Annotated in this window: 17 protein-coding genes; 8 read left to right on the top strand and 9 right to left on the bottom strand. The window is 73.2% G+C overall.

Annotation, left to right across the window (positions count from 1 at the left end; all coding sequences use genetic code 11):
- Positions 1–8: 8 nt before the first annotated feature.
- Positions 9–1,154: an ADP-ribosylglycohydrolase family protein gene (locus ACZ5CZ_RS25150; RefSeq protein WP_468946286.1), complete on the bottom strand. Its 1,146-nt coding sequence runs from the start codon at positions 1,152–1,154 to the stop codon at positions 9–11.
- Between the two features lie 133 nt (positions 1,155–1,287).
- Positions 1,288–2,511, bottom strand: a complete 1,224-nt coding sequence (locus ACZ5CZ_RS25145; protein ID WP_468946154.1) for an ADP-ribosylglycohydrolase family protein — start codon at positions 2,509–2,511, stop codon at positions 1,288–1,290.
- A 282-nt stretch (positions 2,512–2,793) separates the two neighbouring features.
- Between ACZ5CZ_RS25145 and ACZ5CZ_RS25140 the strand changes: the two genes are divergently transcribed.
- From ACZ5CZ_RS25140 to ACZ5CZ_RS25130, 3 genes are all read left to right on the top strand, one after another.
- Positions 2,794–3,525: a VIT1/CCC1 transporter family protein gene (locus ACZ5CZ_RS25140; protein WP_385843881.1), complete on the top strand. Its 732-nt coding sequence runs from the start codon at positions 2,794–2,796 to the stop codon at positions 3,523–3,525.
- Between the two features lie 452 nt (positions 3,526–3,977).
- The gene (gene gltB, locus ACZ5CZ_RS25135) at positions 3,978–8,570 is read left to right on the top strand and encodes a glutamate synthase large subunit (protein ID WP_468946151.1); all 4,593 of its coding nucleotides are present in this window, start codon (positions 3,978–3,980) and stop codon (positions 8,568–8,570) included.
- Positions 8,563–10,026, top strand: a complete 1,464-nt coding sequence (locus tag ACZ5CZ_RS25130; RefSeq protein ID WP_468946148.1) for a glutamate synthase subunit beta — start codon at positions 8,563–8,565, stop codon at positions 10,024–10,026. The genes gltB and ACZ5CZ_RS25130 overlap by 8 nt, the downstream gene beginning before the upstream one ends.
- Before the next feature lie 119 nt (positions 10,027–10,145).
- On the opposite strand, the gene ACZ5CZ_RS25125 is transcribed toward ACZ5CZ_RS25130, so the two are convergent.
- Both ACZ5CZ_RS25125 and ACZ5CZ_RS25120 read right to left on the bottom strand, forming a co-directional pair.
- The gene (locus ACZ5CZ_RS25125) at positions 10,146–11,114 is read right to left on the bottom strand and encodes an acyl-CoA dehydrogenase family protein (protein WP_468946145.1); all 969 of its coding nucleotides are present in this window, start codon (positions 11,112–11,114) and stop codon (positions 10,146–10,148) included.
- Positions 11,114–12,253 (bottom strand): acyl-CoA dehydrogenase family protein, encoded by a 1,140-nt coding sequence (locus ACZ5CZ_RS25120; protein ID WP_468946283.1) that lies wholly within the window; start codon positions 12,251–12,253, stop codon positions 11,114–11,116. Before ACZ5CZ_RS25120 ends, ACZ5CZ_RS25125 begins: the two co-directional genes overlap by 1 nt.
- A 53-nt stretch (positions 12,254–12,306) precedes the next feature.
- Between ACZ5CZ_RS25120 and ACZ5CZ_RS25115 the strand changes: the two genes are divergently transcribed.
- The 3 genes from ACZ5CZ_RS25115 to ACZ5CZ_RS25105 are packed head-to-tail and all read left to right on the top strand — an operon-like array spanning position 12,307 to position 14,915.
- The gene (locus ACZ5CZ_RS25115; RefSeq protein WP_468946142.1) at positions 12,307–13,092 is read left to right on the top strand and encodes an SDR family oxidoreductase; all 786 of its coding nucleotides are present in this window, start codon (positions 12,307–12,309) and stop codon (positions 13,090–13,092) included.
- Between the two features lie 15 nt (positions 13,093–13,107).
- A complete protein-coding gene (locus ACZ5CZ_RS25110) occupies positions 13,108–13,719 on the top strand; it encodes a TetR/AcrR family transcriptional regulator (protein ID WP_385843875.1) in 612 nt (203 codons plus the stop codon).
- 38 nt (positions 13,720–13,757) lie between these two features.
- Entirely contained in the window at positions 13,758–14,915 is a 1,158-nt protein-coding gene (locus ACZ5CZ_RS25105; protein WP_385843873.1) for an acetyl-CoA C-acetyltransferase, read from the top strand.
- 114 nt (positions 14,916–15,029) lie between these two features.
- On the opposite strand, the gene ACZ5CZ_RS25100 is transcribed toward ACZ5CZ_RS25105, so the two are convergent.
- Genes ACZ5CZ_RS25100 through ACZ5CZ_RS25085 form a run of 4 tightly spaced genes read right to left on the bottom strand, consistent with a single transcriptional unit; the run spans position 15,030 to position 18,408 of the window.
- A complete protein-coding gene (locus ACZ5CZ_RS25100; RefSeq protein WP_468946139.1) occupies positions 15,030–16,088 on the bottom strand; it encodes an NAD(P)H-dependent flavin oxidoreductase in 1,059 nt (352 codons plus the stop codon).
- The gene (locus tag ACZ5CZ_RS25095; RefSeq protein WP_468946137.1) at positions 16,088–16,831 is read right to left on the bottom strand and encodes a CoA-transferase subunit beta; all 744 of its coding nucleotides are present in this window, start codon (positions 16,829–16,831) and stop codon (positions 16,088–16,090) included. Before ACZ5CZ_RS25095 ends, ACZ5CZ_RS25100 begins: the two co-directional genes overlap by 1 nt.
- On the bottom strand, positions 16,828–17,664 hold the full coding sequence (locus ACZ5CZ_RS25090; RefSeq protein WP_468946134.1) for a CoA transferase subunit A: 837 nt from the start codon (positions 17,662–17,664) through the stop codon (positions 16,828–16,830). Before ACZ5CZ_RS25090 ends, ACZ5CZ_RS25095 begins: the two co-directional genes overlap by 4 nt.
- Positions 17,665–18,408, bottom strand: a complete 744-nt coding sequence (locus ACZ5CZ_RS25085; RefSeq protein ID WP_385843868.1) for an enoyl-CoA hydratase family protein — start codon at positions 18,406–18,408, stop codon at positions 17,665–17,667.
- A 100-nt stretch (positions 18,409–18,508) separates the two neighbouring features.
- Between ACZ5CZ_RS25085 and ACZ5CZ_RS25080 the strand changes: the two genes are divergently transcribed.
- Together ACZ5CZ_RS25080 and ACZ5CZ_RS25075 are read left to right on the top strand one after the other, a co-directional pair.
- Positions 18,509–19,291, top strand: coding sequence for an SDR family oxidoreductase (locus ACZ5CZ_RS25080; protein ID WP_468946131.1), 783 nt, complete (start codon positions 18,509–18,511; stop codon positions 19,289–19,291).
- A complete protein-coding gene (locus tag ACZ5CZ_RS25075; protein WP_468946128.1) occupies positions 19,288–20,232 on the top strand; it encodes an SDR family oxidoreductase in 945 nt (314 codons plus the stop codon). The genes ACZ5CZ_RS25080 and ACZ5CZ_RS25075 overlap by 4 nt, the downstream gene beginning before the upstream one ends.
- Here ACZ5CZ_RS25075 and ACZ5CZ_RS25070 read toward each other — a convergent pair.
- On the bottom strand, positions 20,229–21,119 hold the full coding sequence (locus ACZ5CZ_RS25070; protein WP_468946126.1) for a hypothetical protein: 891 nt from the start codon (positions 21,117–21,119) through the stop codon (positions 20,229–20,231). The two genes, ACZ5CZ_RS25075 and ACZ5CZ_RS25070, sit on opposite strands and share 4 nt — an antisense overlap.
- Between the last annotated feature and the right edge of the window lie 18 nt (positions 21,120–21,137).

Below are 21,137 nucleotides of genomic sequence, written 5' to 3'. Positions count from 1 at the left end.
GCCCCGAATCATCCCCCTGGCCGGGCCGGTTGTGCGGCTTCCAGGAGTCCGGCGAGTTCCACCAGGTCGGTGCCGGTGAGGCGGGGCAGGGTGCAGCCCGAGAGGGTGCGGCAGGCGTCGCGCCAGGCCTGCGGGACGGCCGCGCCGCCGCCGAGCGCGCCGGTGAGGGCGCCCGCGAGGGCGGGCGCGGAGTCGGCGACCCGGGAGAGACAGGCGGCGGCGGGCACGGCCTCGGCGATCCGGCCGTGCGCGGTGGTGGCCAGCGCGAGCGCCACCGGGACGGTCTCGGCGGCGGCGACACCGTAGCTGTAGACGTGGTCGACGATCTGGTGCTCCAGGAGTGGTACGAGGGCGAAGGCGGACTCCGTGTCCTCGGCGAGGGCGAGTGCGTGGCGGGTGTTGCGGCCGATCTCGGTGTCTGCGGGGAGTTCGGCGAGCGCTCCGGTCACACAGGTGTCCGGTTCCGCGCCGGCGAGGGCGAGGGAGAGCGCCGCGGCCATCGCCCGGGCGCCGTGCACGCCGTCGCCGTCCTGGGTGTAGCGGGCGTCGAACTCGGCGAGGGCGGCGGCGCGCCCCGGGTCGCCGGGGTGGGCCACCGCGAGCACACAGGCGCGCACGCAGGCCGCGTCGTCGAAGTAGTGCGGGTTGTCGTGGCCGGTGGCGGGCGGGCGAAGCCCGGCGGCGAGGTTGCCGAGGCCGGCGCGGACGGAGATGCGGGCGCGCAGCGGGAGCACGGCGGACTCGACCTCGGGGGCGCGTTCCGCCGCGGCGGCGACCTCCGCGGCGACGGCGGTCCAGGTGAGGTCGATCGCGGCGCGCATCCGGCGCTCCCGGCCGAGGTCGCCCGGATCACCGAGGTCACCGGGGGCGCCGAAGGCGTCGGCGTCACCGGCCCGCAGCACCGCCTCCGCGGCGAACACGGCCCATTCGGCGTCGTCGGAGGGGCCGAGGCGGAGCGGCTCGGGGGGCTGGTTCAGGGCGATCGGCACGGGCAGGGTGGTCGTCGCGTTCTGCTCGGCGAAGGTGTCCAGTTCGCGGGTGAGCCGACGGGTCCACTCGGGCATCCGGGTGGCCCGGTGCCGGGCCGCGGGCCAGCCGGCGGCATCGCCCGCGGCGAGCCCGAGCAGGAGGCCCTCGATCCTGCGGGGCTTCATGGGCATGCCTCGCTGTCGTGCGCTGCGGCCTGGCCGAGCCTGATGAGGCGGCCGGTGTTGCCGGGGTGGGTGGGCCGGTCGGTGGCGTGGCCCGTGCCGAGCCCGACCAAGGGGCTTTTGGTCGTGTGGGGCTTCATGGCCGTCCCTCGCTGTCGTGCTCCGCGGACTGGCCGACCGCGACCAGGGGGCTCCCGCCGCCGGGCTCGGTGGGTCGCGGGGTGGGAGCCGGCTGGTGGGCGGGCGGCTGGGAGGCGGGGGTCGGCCGGTGTCCGGTCGGCAGGCGACCGGGTGGCCGCCGGCGTTCCGGCTCGTCGGGTGGCCGAAGGTGCTCCCCCTCCCCGGGTGGCCGAGGGTGTTCCCGTTCCCCGGGTACCAGCAGTTCGGCGATGTCCAGGATGTGGCGGCCCGCCATGGCGGGCAGGCAGCGGCCGCGGGACGGGCCGATGGGTCGGGCCCAGTCCGGGGGGATGGCCGAGACGCCCTGGGTCGCACCGGACAGGGCGCCCGCCACCGCCGCCGTCGTGTCGGCGTCCCGGCCCATGTTGACGGCCGTGAGCACCGCCTGCCGGAAGTCGCCGTCGGCGGTGGCGTACGCGCCGAAGGCCAGGGCGACCGCCTCCGGGGCCAGGTCCGTCCACGGGTAGCCGCCGATGACGACCGCGGAGCGCACCGCCCGTTCACCGCGGTGCGCCACGGCCACCGCTCGCCGCAGCGAACGGGCCGTCCAGGAGTCCTCGGGGACGACCGCGAGCGCGGCGGCGACCACCACCGGGACCGGTGCCCCCGCCATCGCCGCCGCGACCCCGGCGGCGACCGCCTGGCCGCCGTAGATGCCCTCGCCCTCGTGGCTGACCGAGCCGTCGATCGCCGCGAGCCGGGCGGCCTCCTCGGGGCGTCCCGCGGCGAAGACGCCGAAGGGCGCCGCGCGCATCGCCAGACCGTCGCTCCAGGCGTGGCGGTGCTGGGCGGAGACGGGCGCGGCCAGGCCCCGGCGCAGGTTCTCCAGGGTGCCGCGCTCGCTGAAGCCCGCGCCCCGGAAGGGGCCCTCGGCCCGGTCGGCGATCCACTCGTGCCAGGCCGCCTCCACATGGGCCGGGGTGAGCGCCGAGCCGTGCCGGGCCAGCAGCAGGCCGGAGAGGATCGCGTACTCGGTGTCGTCCGTGCCGCACGGGTCCTCGGTGACATAACCGGTGATGCGGCCCCAGCGGGCGCGGATCTCGGAGGGCCTGAGGTTCTCGGCGGGGGCGCCCATCGCGTCGCCCACGGCCAGCCCCAGCAGGGCGCCACGGGCCCGGGCGCGCGGACCGGTGGCGTCCCCGGGCGCGGGGAGCGGGGGCAAGCAGGCGATCGATGCCATGGACGGCCTCCTTGGGGGCGGCACCGCGCGGGCTCCGTGCCGGGGAAACCCTTTGCGGATGTGTCCCCCGGGGGGCCTCGCACCGAGCCGGTCGAGGGGCCGGGTTCACCCGCTCGCGCACCCGGGAAGCAGGGGGCTCCGATGCGCACGTCACGGAGAAAGCGCAGGTTAGCCCAGCCTTTCCTTGCTGGCGGGGGGCACCGGATCGGCGTAGATTTCCTGTAGTCGAAAAGTAGAACTCGTCCAAAGTTAGCTTTGGCTAAGCTATCCCGGGGGGCCCGCATGGCCATCATCGAAACCACCGCCGCGCTGCACGAGGCGCACCGCGACAACCACACCCACCGCGATGTCAACGGCGGCTGGCTGCGGCCCGCCGTCTTCGGTGCGATGGACGGCCTGGTCTCCAACCTCGCGCTGATGACCGGTGTGGCCGGCGGTGCCGTGAGCCATCAGACGATCGTCCTCACCGGGCTCGCGGGCCTTGCCGCCGGCGCCTTCTCCATGGCGGCCGGCGAGTACACCTCGGTCGCCTCGCAGCGCGAACTCGTCGAGGCCGAACTCGACGTCGAACGGCGTGAGCTGCGCAAGCACCCGCAGGACGAGGAGGACGAGCTGGCCGCCCTCTATGTCTCCCGCGGGGTCGAGCCGCAGCTGGCCCGCGAGGTGGCCCGGCAGCTGTCCAAGGACCCCGAGCAGGCGCTGGAGATCCACGCCCGCGAGGAGCTGGGCATCGACCCGAGCGATCTGCCGTCGCCGCTGGTCGCGGCCGTGTCGTCCTTCGGCTCCTTCGCCCTGGGCGCCCTGCTGCCCGTACTGCCGTTCCTGCTCGGTGCGACCGCCCTGTGGCCCGCCCTGCTGCTCGCCCTCGTGGGGCTGTTCGCCTGCGGTGCCGTGGTGGCCAAGGTGACCGCGCGGACCTGGTGGTACAGCGGTCTGCGGCAGCTCGCGCTGGGCGGTGCCGCGGCCGGTGTGACGTACGTCCTGGGCAGCCTGTTCGGAACGGCCGTAGGATAAGCGTCCGGTACTTATGCGTTGGGCCGCATAAATAGCCGTTACTCGCTGGTTTCGACTGCGTGACCACCGGGCATGAGCCGTAAGCACTGTGGGCAATGACGCCCGCCGCACCCCCGCGGGGTGAGCCGACGACGCTCCCCCCGCCGCCTTCCGGGCCGCCGACGGACACCGATCCGACCGATCTCGTCCGCAGCGGTCCCCTCTTACACGTCCGCCGCCACCGCGCGGCACACAGCCGCCCCGTGCGGCGCCCTGCCGCCTCGCGCGGTACCCCCGCCGCCCTCGCGCGGCACCGGCCACGGACCCGTGGCGTCCACATGGTGGAACGGAGTATCCCGCTTCCCGAGAAACGCTCCATCATGTAACCTGCACGAAATTTTGCATCTCACGCAGAGGGCCAACGTCGTCCCTCGGCACCTGCCACATGCCTCATGACGACGACGGGAGAGCCGATGCGTACGCCGCGCCAGCCGTCCCAGCACTCCGCGAATGGCCAGAACTGGTCGTTCATGGATGCTCGCCCTGCTGCGCAGGGTATGTACGACCCCCGCAACGAACGCGACGCCTGTGGCGTCGGTTTCGTCGCCACCCTTACCGGCGAGGCGTCCCACACGCTGGTCGAGCAGGCACTCACCGTGCTGCGCAACCTGGAGCACCGCGGTGCCACCGGCTCCGAGCCCGACTCGGGCGACGGCGCGGGCATCCTCTGTCAGGTGCCGGACGCCTTCTTCCGTGAGGTGGCCGGATTCGACCTTCCCGCCGCCGGCTCCTACGCGGTAGGCGTCGCCTTCCTGCCGGAGGACGGCACCGAGGACGCCGTCTCGAAGATCGAGACGATCGCGGCCGAGGAGGGCCTGACGGTCCTCGGCTGGCGCGAGGTCCCGGTCGCCCCGGAGCTGCTCGGCGCCACCGCCCGCTCCACCATGCCGGCCTTCCGGCAGATCTTCGTGACCGACCACGCCAGCGAGGGCATCGCGCTGGACCGCAAGGCCTTCGTGCTGCGCAAGCGCGCCGAGCGCGAGGCCGGTGTCTACTTCCCGTCGCTCTCCGCGCGCACGATCGTGTACAAGGGCATGCTGACCACCGGCCAGCTGGAGCCCTTCTTCCCCGACCTGTCCGACCGCCGCTTCGGCTCCGCGATCGCGCTCGTCCACTCGCGCTTCTCCACGAACACCTTCCCGTCGTGGCCGCTCGCGCACCCGTACCGCTTCGTCGCCCACAACGGTGAGATCAACACCGTCAAGGGCAACCGCAACTGGATGGTCGCCCGCGAGTCGCAGCTGGCCTCCGACCTGTTCGGCGACGGCGACCTCTCGCGCATCTTCCCGGTCTGCACCCCGGACGCCTCCGACTCCGCCTCCTTCGACGAGGTGCTGGAGCTGCTGCACCTGGGTGGCCGGTCGCTGCCGCACTCCGTGCTGATGATGATTCCGGAGGCGTGGGAGAACCACGACTCCATGGACCCCGCCCGGCGCGCCTTCTACGGCTTCCACTCCACGATGATGGAGCCCTGGGACGGCCCGGCCTGTGTCACCTTCACCGACGGCACCCAGGTCGGCGCCGTGCTCGACCGCAACGGTCTGCGCCCCGGCCGCTACTGGGTCACCGACGACGGCCTCGTCGTCCTCGGCTCCGAGGTCGGCGTCCTCGACATCGACCCGGCCAAGGTCGTCCGCAAGGGCCGCCTCCAGCCCGGCAAGATGTTCCTCGTCGACACCGCCGAGCACCGCATCATCGAGGACGACGAGATCAAGGCGGCCCTCGCCGCCGAGCAGCCGTACGCCGAGTGGCTGGAGACCGGCGAGATCGAGCTGAGCGACCTGCCCGAGCGCGAGCACATCGTGCACACGCACGCCTCGGTCACCCGCCGCCAGCAGACCTTCGGCTACACCGAGGAAGAGCTGCGCGTCATCCTCGCCCCGATGGCCCGCACCGGCGCCGAGCCGATCGGCTCCATGGGCACGGACTCGCCGATCGCGGCCCTGTCCGAGCGCCCGCGTCTGCTCTTCGACTACTTCACCCAGCTGTTCGCGCAGGTCACCAACCCGCCGCTGGACGCGATCCGCGAGGAACTGGTCACCTCGCTGCGCAGCTCGCTGGGCCCGGAGGGCAACCTGCTCGAGCCGACCGCCGCCTCCTGCCGGTCCGTCGTGCTGCCCTTCCCGGTCATCGACAACGACGAGCTGGCCAAGCTCATCCACATCAACGCCGACGGCGACATGCCCGGCTTCAAGGCCGCGACCCTGTCCGGTCTGTACCGGGTGAGCGGCGGCGGCGACTCCCTCGCCGCGCGGATCGAGGAGATCTGCGCCGAGGCCGACGCCGCCATCGAGAACGGCGCCCGGCTGATCGTCCTGTCCGACCGCCACTCCGACGCCGAGCACGCGCCGATCCCGTCGCTGCTGCTCACCGCGGCCGTCCACCACCACCTCATCCGCACCAAGCAGCGCACCCACGTGGGCCTGCTGGTCGAGGCCGGTGACGTCCGCGAGGTCCACCACGTCGCCCTGCTGATCGGCTACGGCGCCGCCGCCGTCAACCCGTACCTGGCCATGGAGTCGGTCGAGGACCTGCTGCGCGCGGGCACCTTCATCGACGGCATCGAGCCGGAGCAGGCCATCAAGAACCTGATCTACGCCCTCGGCAAGGGCGTGCTGAAGGTCATGTCGAAGATGGGCATCTCCACCGTCGCCTCCTACCGCGGCGCCCAGGTCTTCGAGGCCGTCGGCCTGGACGAGACCTTCGTGGAGAAGTACTTCAACGGCACCGCCACCAAGATCGGCGGCGTCGGCATCGACGTCATCGCCCAGGAGGTCGCCGCCCGGCACGCCAAGGCCTACCCGGCCTCCGGCATCGCCCCGGCGCACCGCGCGCTGGAGATCGGCGGCGAGTACCAGTGGCGCCGCGAGGGCGAGCCGCACCTGTTCGACCCGGAGACGGTCTTCCGCCTCCAGCACTCCACGCGCAGCGGCCGCTACGACATCTTCAAGAAGTACACGGAGCGCGTGAACGAGCAGTCCGAGCGGCTCATGACGCTCCGCGGACTCTTCGGCTTCAAGTCCGACCGCGCGCCGATCCCCGTCGACGAGGTCGAGCCGGTCTCCGAGATCGTCAAGCGCTTCTCCACCGGCGCCATGTCGTACGGCTCCATCTCCAAGGAGGCGCACGAGACCCTCGCCATCGCCATGAACCAGCTGGGCGGCAAGTCCAACACCGGTGAGGGCGGCGAGGACCCGGAGCGCCTGTACGACCCGGCGCGCCGCTCGGCGATCAAGCAGGTCGCCTCCGGCCGCTTCGGCGTCACCTCCGAGTACCTGGTCAACGCGGACGACATCCAGATCAAGATGGCCCAGGGCGCCAAGCCCGGCGAGGGCGGCCAGCTGCCCGGCCACAAGGTCTACCCGTGGGTCGCCAAGACGCGTCACTCGACGCCGGGCGTCGGCCTGATCTCGCCGCCGCCGCACCACGACATCTACTCCATCGAGGACCTGGCCCAGCTGATCCACGACCTGAAGAACGCGAACCCGCAGGCGCGGATTCACGTGAAGCTGGTCTCCGAGGTCGGCGTCGGCACGGTCGCGGCCGGTGTGTCCAAGGCGCACGCGGACGTCGTCCTGATCTCCGGCCACGACGGCGGTACGGGCGCCTCGCCGCTCACCTCGCTGAAGCACGCCGGCGGTCCCTGGGAGCTGGGCCTCGCCGAGACCCAGCAGACCCTGCTGCTCAACGGCCTGCGCGACCGTATCGTCGTGCAGACCGACGGCCAGCTGAAGACCGGCCGTGACGTGGTCATCGCCGCGCTGCTCGGCGCCGAGGAGTTCGGTTTCGCGACCGCTCCGCTCGTCGTCTCCGGCTGCGTGATGATGCGCGTCTGCCACCTGGACACCTGCCCGGTCGGCATCGCCACCCAGAACCCGGTGCTGCGCGACCGCTTCGCCGGCAAGGCCGAGTACGTGGTGAACTTCTTCCAGTTCATCGCGCAGGAGGTCCGCGAGATCCTCGCCGAGCTGGGCTTCCGCTCCATCGAGGAGGCCGTCGGCCACGCCGAGGCGCTCGACGTCGCCCGTGCCGTCGACCACTGGAAGGCGCAGGGCCTGGACCTGGAGCCGCTGTTCCACGTGCCGTCGCTGCCCGAGGGCGCGGTGCGCCACCAGGTGGTCGAGCAGGACCACGGCCTGGAGAAGGCGCTGGACAACGAGCTGATCAAGCTCGCCGCCGACGCCCTCGCCGCCGGTGACGCCACCGAGGCCCAGCCGGTGCGCGCCCAGGTCGCCATCCGCAACATCAACCGCACGGTCGGCACCATGCTCGGCCACGAGGTGACGAAGAAGTTCGGCGGTGCGGGCCTGCCCGACGACACCATCGACATCACCTTCACCGGTTCGGCCGGCCAGTCCTTCGGCGCCTTCCTGCCTCGCGGTGTCACGCTGCGCCTGGAGGGCGACGCCAACGACTACGTCGGCAAGGGCCTCTCGGGCGGCCGTGTCATCGTCCGCCCGGACCGGGCCGCCGACCACCTCGCCGAGTACTCGGTCATCGCGGGCAACACCATCGGCTACGGCGCGACCGGCGGCGAGCTGTTCCTGCGCGGCCGCACCGGTGAGCGGTTCTGCGTCCGCAACTCCGGCGCGCTGGTCGTCTCCGAGGGCGTGGGCGACCACGGCTGCGAGTACATGACCGGTGGCCACGCGGTCGTCCTCGGCCCGACCGGCCGCAACTTCGCGGCGGGCATGTCCGGCGGTATCGCCTACGTCATCGACCTGGACCCGGACAACGTCAACGCCGGCAACGCCGACGCGGTCGAGGCGCTGGACGACACCGACAAGCAGTGGCTGCACGACGTGGTGCGCCGCCACGCCGAGGAGACCGGCTCGACGGTCGCCGAGAAGCTGCTCGCCGACTGGGACACGGCCGTGCAGCGGTTCAGCAAGATCATCCCCAGCACGTACAAGGCAGTGCTCGCCGCCAAGGACGCCGCCGAGCGAGCCGGTCTGTCCGAGACCGAGATCACCGAGAAGATGATGGAGGCGGCGATCAATGGCTGACCCGAAGGGCTTCCTGAACCACGGCCGTGAGGTCGCCAAGACCCGTCCCGTCGCCGAGCGCGTCAAGGACTGGAACGAGGTCTACGTCCCCGGCTCGCTGCTGCCGATCATCAGCAAGCAGGCCAGCCGGTGCATGGACTGCGGCATCCCGTTCTGCCACAACGGCTGTCCGCTGGGGAACCTGATCCCCGAGTGGAACGACTACGCCTACCGCGAGGACTGGGCGGCCGCCCAGGAGCGGCTGCACGCGACCAACAACTTCCCGGAGTTCACCGGTCGCCTCTGCCCCGCCCCCTGTGAGTCGGCGTGCGTGCTCGGTATCAACCAGCCGCCGGTCACCATCAAGAACGTCGAGGTCTCGATCATCGACAAGGCGTGGGAGACCGGGGACGTCGCCCCGCAGATCCCCGAGCGCCTGTCCGGCAAGACGGTCGCGGTCATCGGCTCGGGCCCGGCGGGTCTCGCCGCCGCCCAGCAGCTGACCCGGGCCGGCCACACGGTCGCCGTCTACGAGCGCGCGGACCGCATCGGAGGCCTCCTCCGCTACGGCATCCCCGAGTTCAAGATGGAGAAGCGGCACATCAACCGCCGTATCGAGCAGATGCGCGCGGAGGGCACCCGCTTCCGGACCGGGGTGGAGATCGGCCGCGACATCAACGCGCGCGACCTGAAGAAGCGGTACGACGCGATCGTGATCGCCGCCGGTGCCACGACCGCGCGTGACCTGCCGGTGCCGGGCCGCGAGCTCAAGGGCATCTACCAGGCGATGGAGTACCTGCCCCTGGCGAACAAGGTGCAGGAGGGCGACTACGTCACCGCGCCCATCTCGGCCGAGGGCAAGCACGTCGTCGTGATCGGCGGCGGTGACACCGGTGCGGACTGCGTGGGCACCGCCCACCGGCAGGGCGCGGCCTCCGTCACCCAGCTGGAGATCATGCCCCGCCCGAGCGAGGAGCGGAACCCGGCCAGCCAGCCGTGGCCCACCTTCCCGATGCTCTACAAGGTGACCAGCGCCCACGAGGAGGGCGGCGACCGCGTCTACTCGGTCTCCACCACCCACTTCGAGGGCGACGAGGACGGCAACGTCCAGTGGCTGCACCTCAGCGAGGTGGAGTTCGTCGACGGCAAGCTGACCCCGAAGCCGGGCACCGAGCGCAAGATCCCCGCCCAGCTGGTCACCCTCGCCATGGGCTTCACCGGCACCGACCGGGAGAACGGCCTGGTGGACCAGTTTGGTCTAGACCTCGACGAACGCGGTAACATCGCCCGCGACGCCGACTTCCAGACCAACGTGCCGGGTGTGTTCGTCGCCGGTGACGCCGGCCGCGGCCAGTCCCTGATCGTGTGGGCGATCGCGGAAGGCCGCTCGGCCGCCCGCGGAGTCGACCGCTACCTGACCGGTGCCAGCGACCTGCCGGCCCCGATCCGCCCGACGGACCGCGCCCTGGCGGTCTGACGGCACCCCTGAGACGTCCCGCACAACGGCGTGCGGAACACCGAACGGCGCCTGCCCAACTGTCCCCGACCGGACGCCTGGGCAGGCGTCGTCGCATGTCCGCACCCTCGCACCCTCGCTCACCCGCTCGCCGGTCTGCCGAGCGCGTCGTCGAGGAACACCGCCCGGCACTCCTCAGGGGTGCCCCACGCCGAGCGCAGGGCGCGGGCCCGGGTCAGCCACAGGGACAGGTCGTACTCCGCCGTGTAGCCGATCGCGCCGTGCAGGTGCAGCGCCGTACGGGCCGTGGTGTACGCCGCCTCGCAGGCCGCCAGCTTGGCCGCGGCCACGTCCGCCGGGCGCAGCGACACCGCCGCGCCGAAGAGCAGGGGGCGGGCGAACTCCAGGGCGGTCCTGGCGTCCGCAAGCCGGTGCTTGACCGCCTGGAAGGAGCCCACGGGCACGCCGAACTGGGTGCGCCGGCGGACATGGGCGACGGTCCGGTCCAGCAGCGCGAGTCCGGTGCCGAGGGCCTGGGCGGCGGTGGCCAGCCGGGCCCAGACCAGGGCCTCCGGAGGGGGCAGCCCGGCGGTGAGCAGCTCCCCGTCCGGGGCCAGCGGGGTGTGCCGGCGGGCCGGGTCGAGGCTGCGGCGGACCGGCCCTGCGGTGGTGGACAGCCGCAGCCCCTCGGGGGTGGGCAGCAGCCGGAGCGTGGCCGCGTCGCCGTCCAGCGCGTATCCGCCGGGCGCCGCCACCGTCGCCATCTCCGTCCCTGCCGCGAGCCCGGGCAGGAACCGCCCGGCCGTGCCGGGACCGGCCAGGAGCACGGCCGCCGCGACCGTCTCCGCCAGCGGGCCCGGGACCGCGTGCCGCCCCAGCTCGGTGAAGGCGACCGCCAGGTCCACCGGGCGCCGGCCCAGACCGCCGTACCCCTCCGGCACCGCGAGAGCGAACACCCCCGCCTCGGCGAGCCGCGCCCACAGCGCACGCCCGCGCGCCCGGTCGCCGCGGGTCCAGTCGCGGATCACCGCCGAGGTGTCCGCGGCCGTCAGCATCCGGTCCAGGGTGGCCGCGAAGGCGCGCTGCTCGGGGTCCAGGAGGAAGCGCATCAGCGGCGTCCCTTCGGCAGGCCGAGCAGCCGCTCGGCGATGATGTCGCGCTGGATCTCGTTCGTGCCCGCGTAGATGGGCCCGGCGAGCGCGAAGACATAGCCCTCCGCCCAGGCCGTGTCCGCGAACTCGCCCTCCCCGTCCAGCAGATCGAGCGCCGTCTCGTGCAGCGCGAGGTCCAGCTCGGACCAGAACACCTTGTTCACGCTGGACTCCGGGCCGAGCCGGGCGCCGTCCAGGAAGCGGCAGGCGGCCGCGTAGGTGAACAGCTGGTAGGCGCGGGCGCCGACCAGGGCGTCGGTCACCCGCTGCCGCAGGTGCTCCGGGCGGCCGCGCGCCCGCCAGAGGCCGAGCAGCCGGTCCGCCGCGGCCAGATATCGGCCCGGGGAGCGCAGGGTGAGCCCGCGTTCGTTGCCCGCCGTGGACATCGCGATCCGCCAGCCCTCGCCGGGCTCGCCGATCACGTCCTCGTCCGGCACGAACACCTCGTCCAGGAACAGCTCGGCGAAGGCCGGCTTGCCGTCGAGACGGGCCACCGGGCGGACGGTGACACCGGGGGAGCGCAGGTCGAACATCAGATAGGTCAGCCCCTGGTGCGGCTTGCCGGCCCGCGGCTCGCTGCGGAACAGGCCGAAGGCCCGGTCGGCGAAGGCCGCCCGCGACGACCAGGTCTTCTGCCCGCTGAGCAGCCAGCCGCCCGCCGTCCGTACGGCCCTCGAGCTGAGCGCGGCCAGATCCGAGCCGGCCCCGGGCTCCGACCAGGCCTGGGCCCAGACGACCTCGCCGGTGGCCATCGGCGGCAGCACCCGCGCGCGCTGCTCCCGGGTGCCGTGGTCGAAGAGGGTCGGCGCGAGCAGGCTGACGCCGTTCTGGCCGACCCGGCCCGGCGCGCCCGCCGCCCAGTACTCCTCCTCGAAGACCAGCCAGCGCAGCAGCCCGGCGTCCCGCCCGCCGTACCGCTCCGGCCATGACACCACCGACCAGCGGTCCGCGGCCAGTTCGGCCTCCCAGGCGCGATGGGCGGCGAAGCCCTCCGCCGTCTCCAGGGACGGCAGCGGGGTGCGCGGCACATGGGCGGCCAGCCAGGCCCGCGCCTCGGCACGGAACTCCTCGTCGGCCTTCGAGTGGGTCAGGTCCACGGTCCCCGTCACCGTCCTTCCCTAACAAGTGTTTGGTAGGTTAGCGTGGCCCTATGACAGGCGTCGAGAGCCCGGCCTATGTGCCCGGGCACGGACTGCTGAAGGACCGCACCGCCGTCATCACCGCCGCGGCCGGCACCGGCATCGGCGGGGCGACCGCGCGCCGCTTCCTGGAGGAGGGCGCGCGGGTGCTGATCAGCGACGCCCATGCGCGCCGGCTGAAGGAACAGGAGGCGGAACTGGGCCGCCGCTTCCCCGGCGCGGTCACCGCCGTGCCCTGCGACGTCACCGACGAGGCCCAGGTGCACACGCTGTTCGACACGGCCGTGGCCCGGCACGGCCGGCTGGACATCGTCGTCAACAACGCCGGACTCGGCGGCACTTCGGCCCTCGCCGACATGACCGACGAACAGTGGAACCGGGTCCTGGACGTGACCCTGGGCGGCACCTTCCGCTGCACCCGCGCCGCCCTGCGCGCCATGCGGGAGAGCGGCGGCGGGGTCATCGTCAACAACGCCTCCGTCGTCGGCTGGCGCGCCCAGGCCGGGCAGGCCCACTACGCCGCCGCCAAGGCCGGGGTGATGGCCCTGACCCGGTGCGCGGCCGTCGAGGCCGCCGCCTACGGGGTGCGGGTCAACGCGGTCGCGCCCAGCCTCGCCCTGCACCCGCACCTGGTGAAGGTCACCACCGCCGAACTCCTCGAGGAACTGACCGAGCGTGAGGCCTTCGGCCGGTACGCCGAGCCCTGGGAGGTGGCCAACGTGATCGTCTTCCTCGCCTCCGGCTACTCCTCGTACATGACCGGCGAGGTCGTCGCCGTCAGCAGCCAGCACCCCTAGGACCACAATGGGTGCGTGTCGACCAAGAAGAAGCCCCAGGTGACCGCGGCCGCGGCCCGGCGCGGCGAACTCCTCAGCACCGCCGCCGAGGTCTTCGCCGAGCATGGCTACAACGCCACCACCGTCCGCAAGATCGCCGACCATGCCGGGATGCTCGCGGGCAGCCTCTACTACCACTTCGACTCCAAGGAGTCGATGCTCGAGGAGATCCTCCGGACCTTCCTGGACGAGCTGTGGGACGGCTACGACACCGTCCTCGCCTCCGGCCTCGGCCCCCGGCAGACGCTGGAGGCGCTGGTCACCGAGTCCTTCCGGGAGATCGACCGGCACCGCGCCGCCGTCGCGATCTACCAGAAGGAGAGCCGACAGCTCGTCGCCCAGGACCGGTTCGCCTTCCTCGCCGAGTCCCAGCGCCGGTTCGAGAAGGCCTGGCTGTCCACGCTCGAACGCGGGGTCGCCGAACGGGTCTTCCGCGCCGACCTGGACGTCCGGCTCACCTACCGGTTCGTGCGCGACACCGTCTGGGTCGCCGCCTCCTGGTACCGGCCCGGCGGACAGCACAGCCCCGAGGAGATCGCCCGCCAGTATCTGTCGATGGTGCTGGACGGGATCGCCGTACGCGAATGACACGGGTGGCAACACCCCTTCCTGCTGCGGGAGTCAGCATGGCCGAGGCCTATATCGTCGAAGCGGTCCGCACACCGGTCGGGCGGCGCGGGGGAGGGCTCAGCGAGGCCCACCCGGCCGACCTGGGCGGGCATGTCCTCACGGCGCTGATGGAGCGGACCGGGATCGACCCGGCCGCCGTCGAGGACGTCGTCTTCGGCTGCCTGGACGCGGTGGGCCCGCAGGCCGGGGACATCGCCCGCACCTGCTGGCTGGCCGCGGGGCTGCCCGAGGAGGTGCCGGGCGTCACCGTCGACCGGCAGTGCGGATCCTCCCAGCAGGCCGTGCACTTCGCCGCGCAGGCCGTGCTCTCCGGCACCCAGGACCTGGTGGTCGCCGGCGGGGTGCAGAACATGTCCCGGATACCCATCGCCTTCGCCTCCCGCCAGGCCGCCGTTCCGCTCGGCCTGACCGACGGCCCCTTCCTCGGCAGCACCGGCTGGCGTGCCCGGTACGGCGACCAGCCCGTCAACCAGTTCGCCGGCGCCGAGATGATCGCCGCGCAGTGGGGCATCAGCCGCGCGGACCAGGAGGAGTTCGCCCTGCGCTCGCACCGGCGGGCGCTGCGGGCCCTCGACACCGGCCGCTTCGACCGCGAGACCGTCCCCTACGGCAGGGTCGCGGTGGACGAGGGGCCGCGCCGGGACACCTCCCTGGAGAAGATGGCCGCGCTGAAGCCCGTCCTCGACGGCGGCACCATCACCGCCGCCTGCTCCTCCCAGGTCTCCGACGGCGCGGCCGCCCTGCTGCTCGCCTCGGAGCGGGCCGTCCGCGCGCACGGCCTGCGCCCCCGCGCCCGCGTCCACCACCTCTCCGTCCGCGGCGAGGACCCCATCCGGATGCTGTCCGCGCCCATCCCGGCCACCGCGCACGCCCTGCGGAAGACCGGCCTGACCATCGACGCGATCGACCTGGTCGAGATCAACGAGGCCTTCGCGCCTGTCGTCCTGGCCTGGCTGAAGGAGACCGGCGCCGACCCCGACCGGGTCAACGTCAACGGCGGAGCGATCGCCCTCGGCCACCCCCTCGGCGCGACCGGCGCCCGCCTGATGACCACCCTCCTGCACGAACTGGAACGCACCGGCGGCCGCTACGGCCTCCAGACGATGTGCGAGGGCGGGGGACAGGCGAACGTGACGATCATCGAGCGTCTGTGAGCCGGACGGCGGTCACCGGACGGGCTTCGAGGTGGGCGGCGGTCACTGGACCTCTCCGAGCCCGCCCAGGTCGGCGGGCGGCGGTCACCGGACGGGCTTCGAGGCGATCGGCGGTCACTGGACCTCTCCGAGCCCGCCCACATGCTTCAGCACCTCCTCCGCTTCCGTCATGATCCGTTCCACCAGTTCCGCGCACGACGGGAGGTCGTCGATCACCCCGGCGACCTGCCCGGCCGCCATCACCCCGAGGTCCGTACGGCCGTCCACCATCGCGGACTTCAGCAGCATCGGGGTGTTCGCGGCGAGCAGCAGCTGGCTCCAGGACAGCTCCTTGCCGTGGCGGAGGGCGAGGCCGTCGCGGACCAGTTGCCGCCAGGTCAGCCCCGACAGCCGCCGGAAGCCGGCCGCCCGCCGCACCGCGTGCGCGAAGGTCCGTATCCGGCCCGACCGCTCCAGCGCGTCCACGAGATCCGAGCGCAGCATCCGGTGCGGCAGGCCGTCCACCGCCCGGGTGACCGTGACGTCCCGGACCGTCGCCGCCAGATACCGGGCCCGCACCGGCTCCGGCACCGTCGAGTCGGAGGTGAGCAGGAACCGGGTGCCCATCGCCACCCCGGCCGCCCCGTACGCCAGCGCCGCGACCAGGCCCCGCCCGTCGAAGAAGCCGCCCGCCGCCACCACCGGTATCCGCACCGCGTCCACCACCTGCGGCAACAGCACGGTCGTCGCCACCTCGCCGGTATGCCCGCCGCCCTCGCCGCCCTGCACGATCACCGCGTCCGCACCCCACGCGGCCACCTTCTCCGCGTGCCGTCGCGCCCCGACGGACGGGATGACCACGACCCCGGCCTCCTTCAGCGCGGCGATCAGCTCACGCGAGGGCGCGAGGGCGAAGGAGGCCACCCGGACGCCCTCCGCCAGCATGATCTCCACGCGGTCCGCCGCGTCGCCCGCGTCGGCCCGCAGGTTCACCCCGAACGGGGCGTCGGTACGGGACCGCACCTCCCGTATCGCCTCGCGTAACCGGTCCGGTGTCATCGTCGCGGACGCCAGGATGCCGAGCGCGCCCGCGTTCGCCGCCGCCGAGACCAGCCGGGGGCCGGCCACCCAGCCCATGCCGGTCTGCACCACCGGATGCCGGACCCCGACCAGCCGGGTCAGTGCCGTGTCCATCAGGCCGGAACCTCCCTGGCCCGGGTGTTGCCGGGATCGATCACCTCGCGGATCAGGCGCAGTTCGGCGGCGGTCGGCTCACGGGTCTGCGGCACCCCGTCCGGGATCACCAGCTCGAACCCGGTCGCCTCCCGGACCTGGTCCACCGTCACGCCCGGATGCACCGAGACCAGCCGCATGGTGCGGTCCGGCGTGGCGAAGTCGAAGACGCCGAGGTCGGAGACGACCCGTGGGATGCGGTGGTAGGGCGCACCGGCCGCCCGGTCGTACCCCACCCCGCACACCATGTCGACCTTCTCGACGAAGACCCGCCGGGAATGCTTCGGGATCCAGTAACTCGCCGGGTGGTTGAGCGTGTTGACCGGCGCCCCGCGCACCCCGAGCAGCTGCCGGGCCGGCCTCGCCCAGTCGCCGATGCAGGAGATGTTCTGGTTGCCGTACCGGTCGATCTGGCTCGCGCCCATCATCACGTGCCGCCGGCCCCCGGTGACCAGTTCCAGATGCCTGCGGTACGGCAGCCAGCCCTCGACGGTGCCGTCCGGGCCCACGAGCTGCGCCTCCCCGTCGGTCAGCAGCAGATCCGGCGCGAAGGTCCGTCTGGCGAGCCGGGCGCCGACGGACGGGACCAGGCCCATCGGGCTCGCCAGGATCTCGCCCGCGCCCCGCCAGGCCTCGGCGCAGGCGATGACGCAGTACTCGGCACGGGAGACGAGCCCGCGTCCGGTGGCTACGGCCTCGCTCATGACCCCTCCTCGACGGCCGCCCGGTAGGCGCGCTCGTCCCCGGCCAGATAACGCGCCGCGAACCGGGGCCAGTCAGCTGTCGCGTACCGCTTCTGGAACGCCTCGTCCCGGCCGTAGTCCGGGGCGCAGGAGGTGAAGTGGGCGCCGCCCGGTGCCTCCACCACCCCGGTCACCAGATGCCGCCCGACCAGCAGGGTCTGCGGGGCTGCCGCCTTGGTCAGCTCGGCCGTGTCGACGATCCGCTCGCAGGACACATAGGCGCGGTCCGCCGCGGCGCAGAACAGGTCGTCGAAGTACGGGTCCGGGCCCAGATACTGGCCGTTGCCCTGGCGGTCGGCGCGGTTGAGGTGCACCAGGGCGGCGTCCAGGCGCAGGGCGGGCATGGCGGCGAACGTCTCCCCGTCCTCGTACGGAGACGTGACCGTCCTCAGGCCCGGGTTGACCCGCATCACGTCCGAGCCGAGACCCGCCCGGACCGGCAGGAACGGCAGCCGGTTCGCGGCCGCGCGCAGCCCCCACAGGAACATCGCCTCGTCGATCTCCGTCAGTTCGAAGGCCCCCCGCTCACGGGCCGCCCGGTAGTGCGGCTCCAGCGGGATCGAGTCGAGGGTGACAAAGGCGGTGACCAGCCTGCGGATCCGGCCGGCGGCGGCCAGCATCCCGACGTCCGGACCGCCGTACGACACGACCGTGAGGTCGCTGATCCCCGTCCGCAGCAGCGCCCTGACCAGGGCCATCGGCTTACGCCGGGAGCCCCAGCCGCCGATGCCGAGCGTCATGCCGCTCGCCAGCCGGCCGGCCACCTCCTCGGCGGTCATCGTCTTGTCGGCCATCTACGCACCCTCCTTCCCGAACGTGTCGCGGACCCGGTCGGCCAGGCCGCTGAGGTTGGCCTCGAAGGTGAAGCCCTGCTCGAAGCGGTAACTGCGGCGCACGTCGACCGGATCGATGCCGTTGATCGCGGCCTTGGCCATCCGCAGCAGCCGCCCGTCCTTGGCGGCGATCTCCCGGGCCAGCTCCAGGGCCGCCGCCCGCAGCCCCGCACGCGGCACCACCCGCCACACCGAGCCGTGCCGGTGCAGCTCGGCGGCGCTCGCCGTACGCCCGGTGTAGTACAGGGCGCGCATCAGGTGCTGCGGGACCAGCCGGGCGAGATGGGTGGCGGCGCCCAGCGCGCCCCGGTCCAGCTCGGGCAGCCCGAAGACGGCGTCCTCGCTGGCCACGATCGCGTCCGCGTTGCCCACCAGCCCTATCCCGCCGCCCAGGCAGAAGCCGTGCACCGCCGCCACGACGGGGGTCTCGCACTCGTACACCGCCGCGAAGGCGTCCGCGCAGCCGTGGTTGGCGCCGATCAGCGCCCGCTGCCCGGCCGCCTGTATCTCCTTGATGTCCACGCCCGCGTTGAACCCGCGGCCCTCCGCGGCCAGGACCACGCACCGGACCCCCGGATCGCGGCCCGCCGTGCGCACGGCCGCGGCCAGCGCGGACCAGCCGGCCACCGGCAGTGCGTTCACCGGCGGGAAGTCGACCGTGACGAGCGAAATCCCCTTTTCCGGGGACGAGAGGGAGACACCCATGGACGCATCAGCTACCTTCGCACTCAACGCCTTTCCACCAAACATTTGTTAGGTGTGCGGCTTCGAAGCTAGCAGTCGGCGCGGACCAGCGGGAGGGCCTGTGGAAAACCCGGCGGCGCACCCTGTGGACAACTCGCTGCACGGCAGAACCGTCGTGGTCACCGGCGGCACCCGGGGCGTCGGCGCCGGGATCGCCCGGGCCTGCGTCGCGGCCGGTGCCCAGGTTTTGGCCTGCGCCCGCAGACCGCCCGAACACCCCCTGGCCGGAGTCGAGTTCGCCCCGCTCGACCTGCGCGACCCGGCCGCCGTCCGGGCCTTCTTCGGCGCGCTGCCCCGCCTCGACGTCCTCGTCAACAACGCGGGCGGCACGCCGTACCGGCGGCTCGTGGACGCCGAAGCCGAACGGCACGCGAAGGTCATCGAGCTGAACCTCGTCACCCCGCTGACCGCGTCCCTCGCCGCCTACGAGCACCTGCGGCGCAGCCGGGGCTCGGTGGTGATGGTCGGCAGCGTCAGCGGCACGCGTCCCTCGCCCGGGTCGGCCGCCTACGGCGCGGCCAAGGCGGGCCTGGCCGGTCTCGCCGCCTCCATGGCGGTGGAGTGGGCACCGGAGGTCCGGGTCAACACGCTGGTGGTCGGCATGGTCCGCACCGAGCTGTCCCCGCTGCACTACGGCGGCCCCGACGGCATCGCCGCCGTCTCCCGCACCGTCCCGCTGGGCCGCCTGGCCACCCCCGCCGACGTCGGCGCCGCCGCCGTCTTCCTCGCCTCCGACGCGGCCGCCTACATCAGCGGGGCGAGCCTCGAGGTGCACGGAGGCGGGGAACGGCCCGCCTTCCTGGCCGCCGCGACCGTCAACCTCCCACCAGGAGAACCGAGATGAACGGAATCTGCGCCGGCCGGGTCGTCGTCGTCACCGGTGCCGGACGCGGGCTCGGCCGGGCCCACGCCCTCGCCTTCGCGGCCGAGGGCGCAAGCGTCGTCGTCAACGACCTGGGCGTCGCACTCGACGGCGCACCGGACGGCGCGCCCGGCGCGGTGAACCCCGCGGAGGGCGTCGCCGCGGAGATCCGGGCCGCGGGCGGCGAGGCGGTCGCGCACGCCGGCGACATCGCCACCACCGAGGGCGCCGCCTCCCTGGTCCGGACCGCCCTGGAGAGCTACGGACGGCTCGACACCCTCGTCAACAACGCGGGCTTCCTGCGCGACCGCATGCTGGTCAACCTGGACGAGGACGACTGGGACGCGGTGATCCGCGTCCACCTCAAGGGCCACTTCCTGCCGCTGCGGCACGCCGCCGTGCACTGGCGGGCCGAGGCCAGGGCCGGGCGGAGCGCGCAGGCCCGGATCGTCAACACCAGCAGCGGGGCGGGCCTGCTGGGCTCGGTCGGACAGGGCAACTACAGCGCCGCCAAGGCCGGGATCATCGGCCTGACCCTGGTCGCCGCGGCCGAACTGGCCCGCTACGGCGTCCAGGTCAACGCCGTCGCCCCCGCCGCCCGCACCCGGATGACGGAACGTGCCTTCGCCGCGGCCATGGCGGCCCCGGCGGCCGGGTTCGACGCCATGGCGCCGGAGAACGTCTCCCCGCTCGTCGTCTGGCTCGGCTCCGCCGCCAGCGACGGCGTGACCGGCCGGGTCTTCGAGGCGGAGGGCGGCCGCATCACCGTCATGGAGGGCTGGCGCCCCGGCCCGACCGCCGAGAAGGCGGCCCGCTGGACACCGGCCGAGGCCGGGCAGGAAGCACGCCGGCTGCTGGCCGCGGCCTACCCTCCGGCCCCCGCCTACGGAGCGCACCCCCAGCTGCCGAGACCGCACCCCTAGGTGTCGCACTCCAGCACCGTCCGGCACAACCCGCACCGCGCGCGGACCCGCCCCCGCACCGGCACCCTGATCCGCTGGTGGCAGGTCGGACAGGGGAAGGAGACGCGCAGCTCACCGGAGGGGCCGGGGGCGAAGGCGTACGAGGTCCCGGACGCGCCCGGCGCCATCGGCACCGCATGCCGCCGGTCATGGGCGTACCGGCGGCGCCCCGCCCAGCCGGCGCCGGTCAGCGGCGGCTGCTGCCCGTCCTGGCGGGCCAGGGTCAGCCCCTTGGTGTAGGCGGTGTAGGCCTGCGGGCTGGTGAACCACACGGACGGGTCCTCGCCGAAGAGCAGCGCCCGCTTGGCCAGCACGTAGCCGAACTCCTCGGGGGTGAGATAGCCGAGCTTCTGGGAGGTGACGGCGTCCTCCCGGTAGGCGTCCAGGAGCAGCCAGCCCGCCCCCAGGTAGGCCGTCACCGTGTCGGTGAGGATCTCGTTCTCGGCCGTGGTCGGGAAGGCGAGGTCCAGCCGGTGCAGATAGACGTGCGCCACCTCGTGGGCGAGCGCGGCGCCGATGTCCCGGCGGTGCGTGCGGAACCGGTCGTTGAGCTCCACGAAGTACTCGGGCCCCGCCGCAAGTTCCACGTGCGCCGCATGGGTCATCTCCCGGAAGCCGACGACCAGCCGCGCGTCCGGCAGCCGGAAGTGCCGCACGAGCTCGTGGGCCACCCGCTGCGCGCCCACATGCAGGTCGTCGGTGTCGCAGAAGGCCACATCGGCGGGGACCACGCTGGCCGAGAAGGTCTGCACGGCGGTGGGGGACAGGCGCCGGTACAGCGCGGTGATCGCGGCCCGCACCGTCTCCAGATGCGGGTACCCGTGCTCGACCGGTCCGCCGTTCGCCACCTGCGCACCCCCAAAGAC

It is taken from the genome of Streptomyces sp. NPDC031418 (assembly GCF_055581605.1).
This window is presented reverse-complemented; position numbering and strand designations above follow the sequence as displayed.

Excerpts from the sequence above, each read along its gene's own strand:
- ACZ5CZ_RS25145 (WP_468946154.1), bottom strand. The coding sequence starts at position 2,511 with ATGGCATCGATCGCCTGCTTGCCCCCGCTCCCCGCGCCCGGGGACGCC.
- ACZ5CZ_RS25090 (WP_468946134.1), bottom strand. The coding sequence starts at position 17,664 with ATGGCCGACAAGACGATGACCGCCGAGGAGGTGGCCGGCCGGCTGGCG.
- ACZ5CZ_RS25115 (WP_468946142.1), top strand. The coding sequence starts at position 12,307 with ATGACAGGCGTCGAGAGCCCGGCCTATGTGCCCGGGCACGGACTGCTG.
- ACZ5CZ_RS25130 (WP_468946148.1), top strand. The coding sequence starts at position 8,563 with ATGGCTGACCCGAAGGGCTTCCTGAACCACGGCCGTGAGGTCGCCAAG.
- ACZ5CZ_RS25150 (WP_468946286.1), bottom strand. The coding sequence starts at position 1,154 with ATGAAGCCCCGCAGGATCGAGGGCCTCCTGCTCGGGCTCGCCGCGGGC.
- ACZ5CZ_RS25100 (WP_468946139.1), bottom strand. The coding sequence starts at position 16,088 with ATGGACACGGCACTGACCCGGCTGGTCGGGGTCCGGCATCCGGTGGTG.
- ACZ5CZ_RS25140 (WP_385843881.1), top strand. The coding sequence starts at position 2,794 with ATGGCCATCATCGAAACCACCGCCGCGCTGCACGAGGCGCACCGCGAC.
- ACZ5CZ_RS25075 (WP_468946128.1), top strand. The coding sequence starts at position 19,288 with ATGAACGGAATCTGCGCCGGCCGGGTCGTCGTCGTCACCGGTGCCGGA.
- ACZ5CZ_RS25085 (WP_385843868.1), bottom strand. The coding sequence starts at position 18,408 with ATGGGTGTCTCCCTCTCGTCCCCGGAAAAGGGGATTTCGCTCGTCACG.
- ACZ5CZ_RS25095 (WP_468946137.1), bottom strand. The coding sequence starts at position 16,831 with ATGAGCGAGGCCGTAGCCACCGGACGCGGGCTCGTCTCCCGTGCCGAG.
- ACZ5CZ_RS25125 (WP_468946145.1), bottom strand. The coding sequence starts at position 11,114 with ATGCGCTTCCTCCTGGACCCCGAGCAGCGCGCCTTCGCGGCCACCCTG.
- ACZ5CZ_RS25105 (WP_385843873.1), top strand. The coding sequence starts at position 13,758 with ATGGCCGAGGCCTATATCGTCGAAGCGGTCCGCACACCGGTCGGGCGG.
- gltB (WP_468946151.1), top strand. The coding sequence starts at position 3,978 with ATGCGTACGCCGCGCCAGCCGTCCCAGCACTCCGCGAATGGCCAGAAC.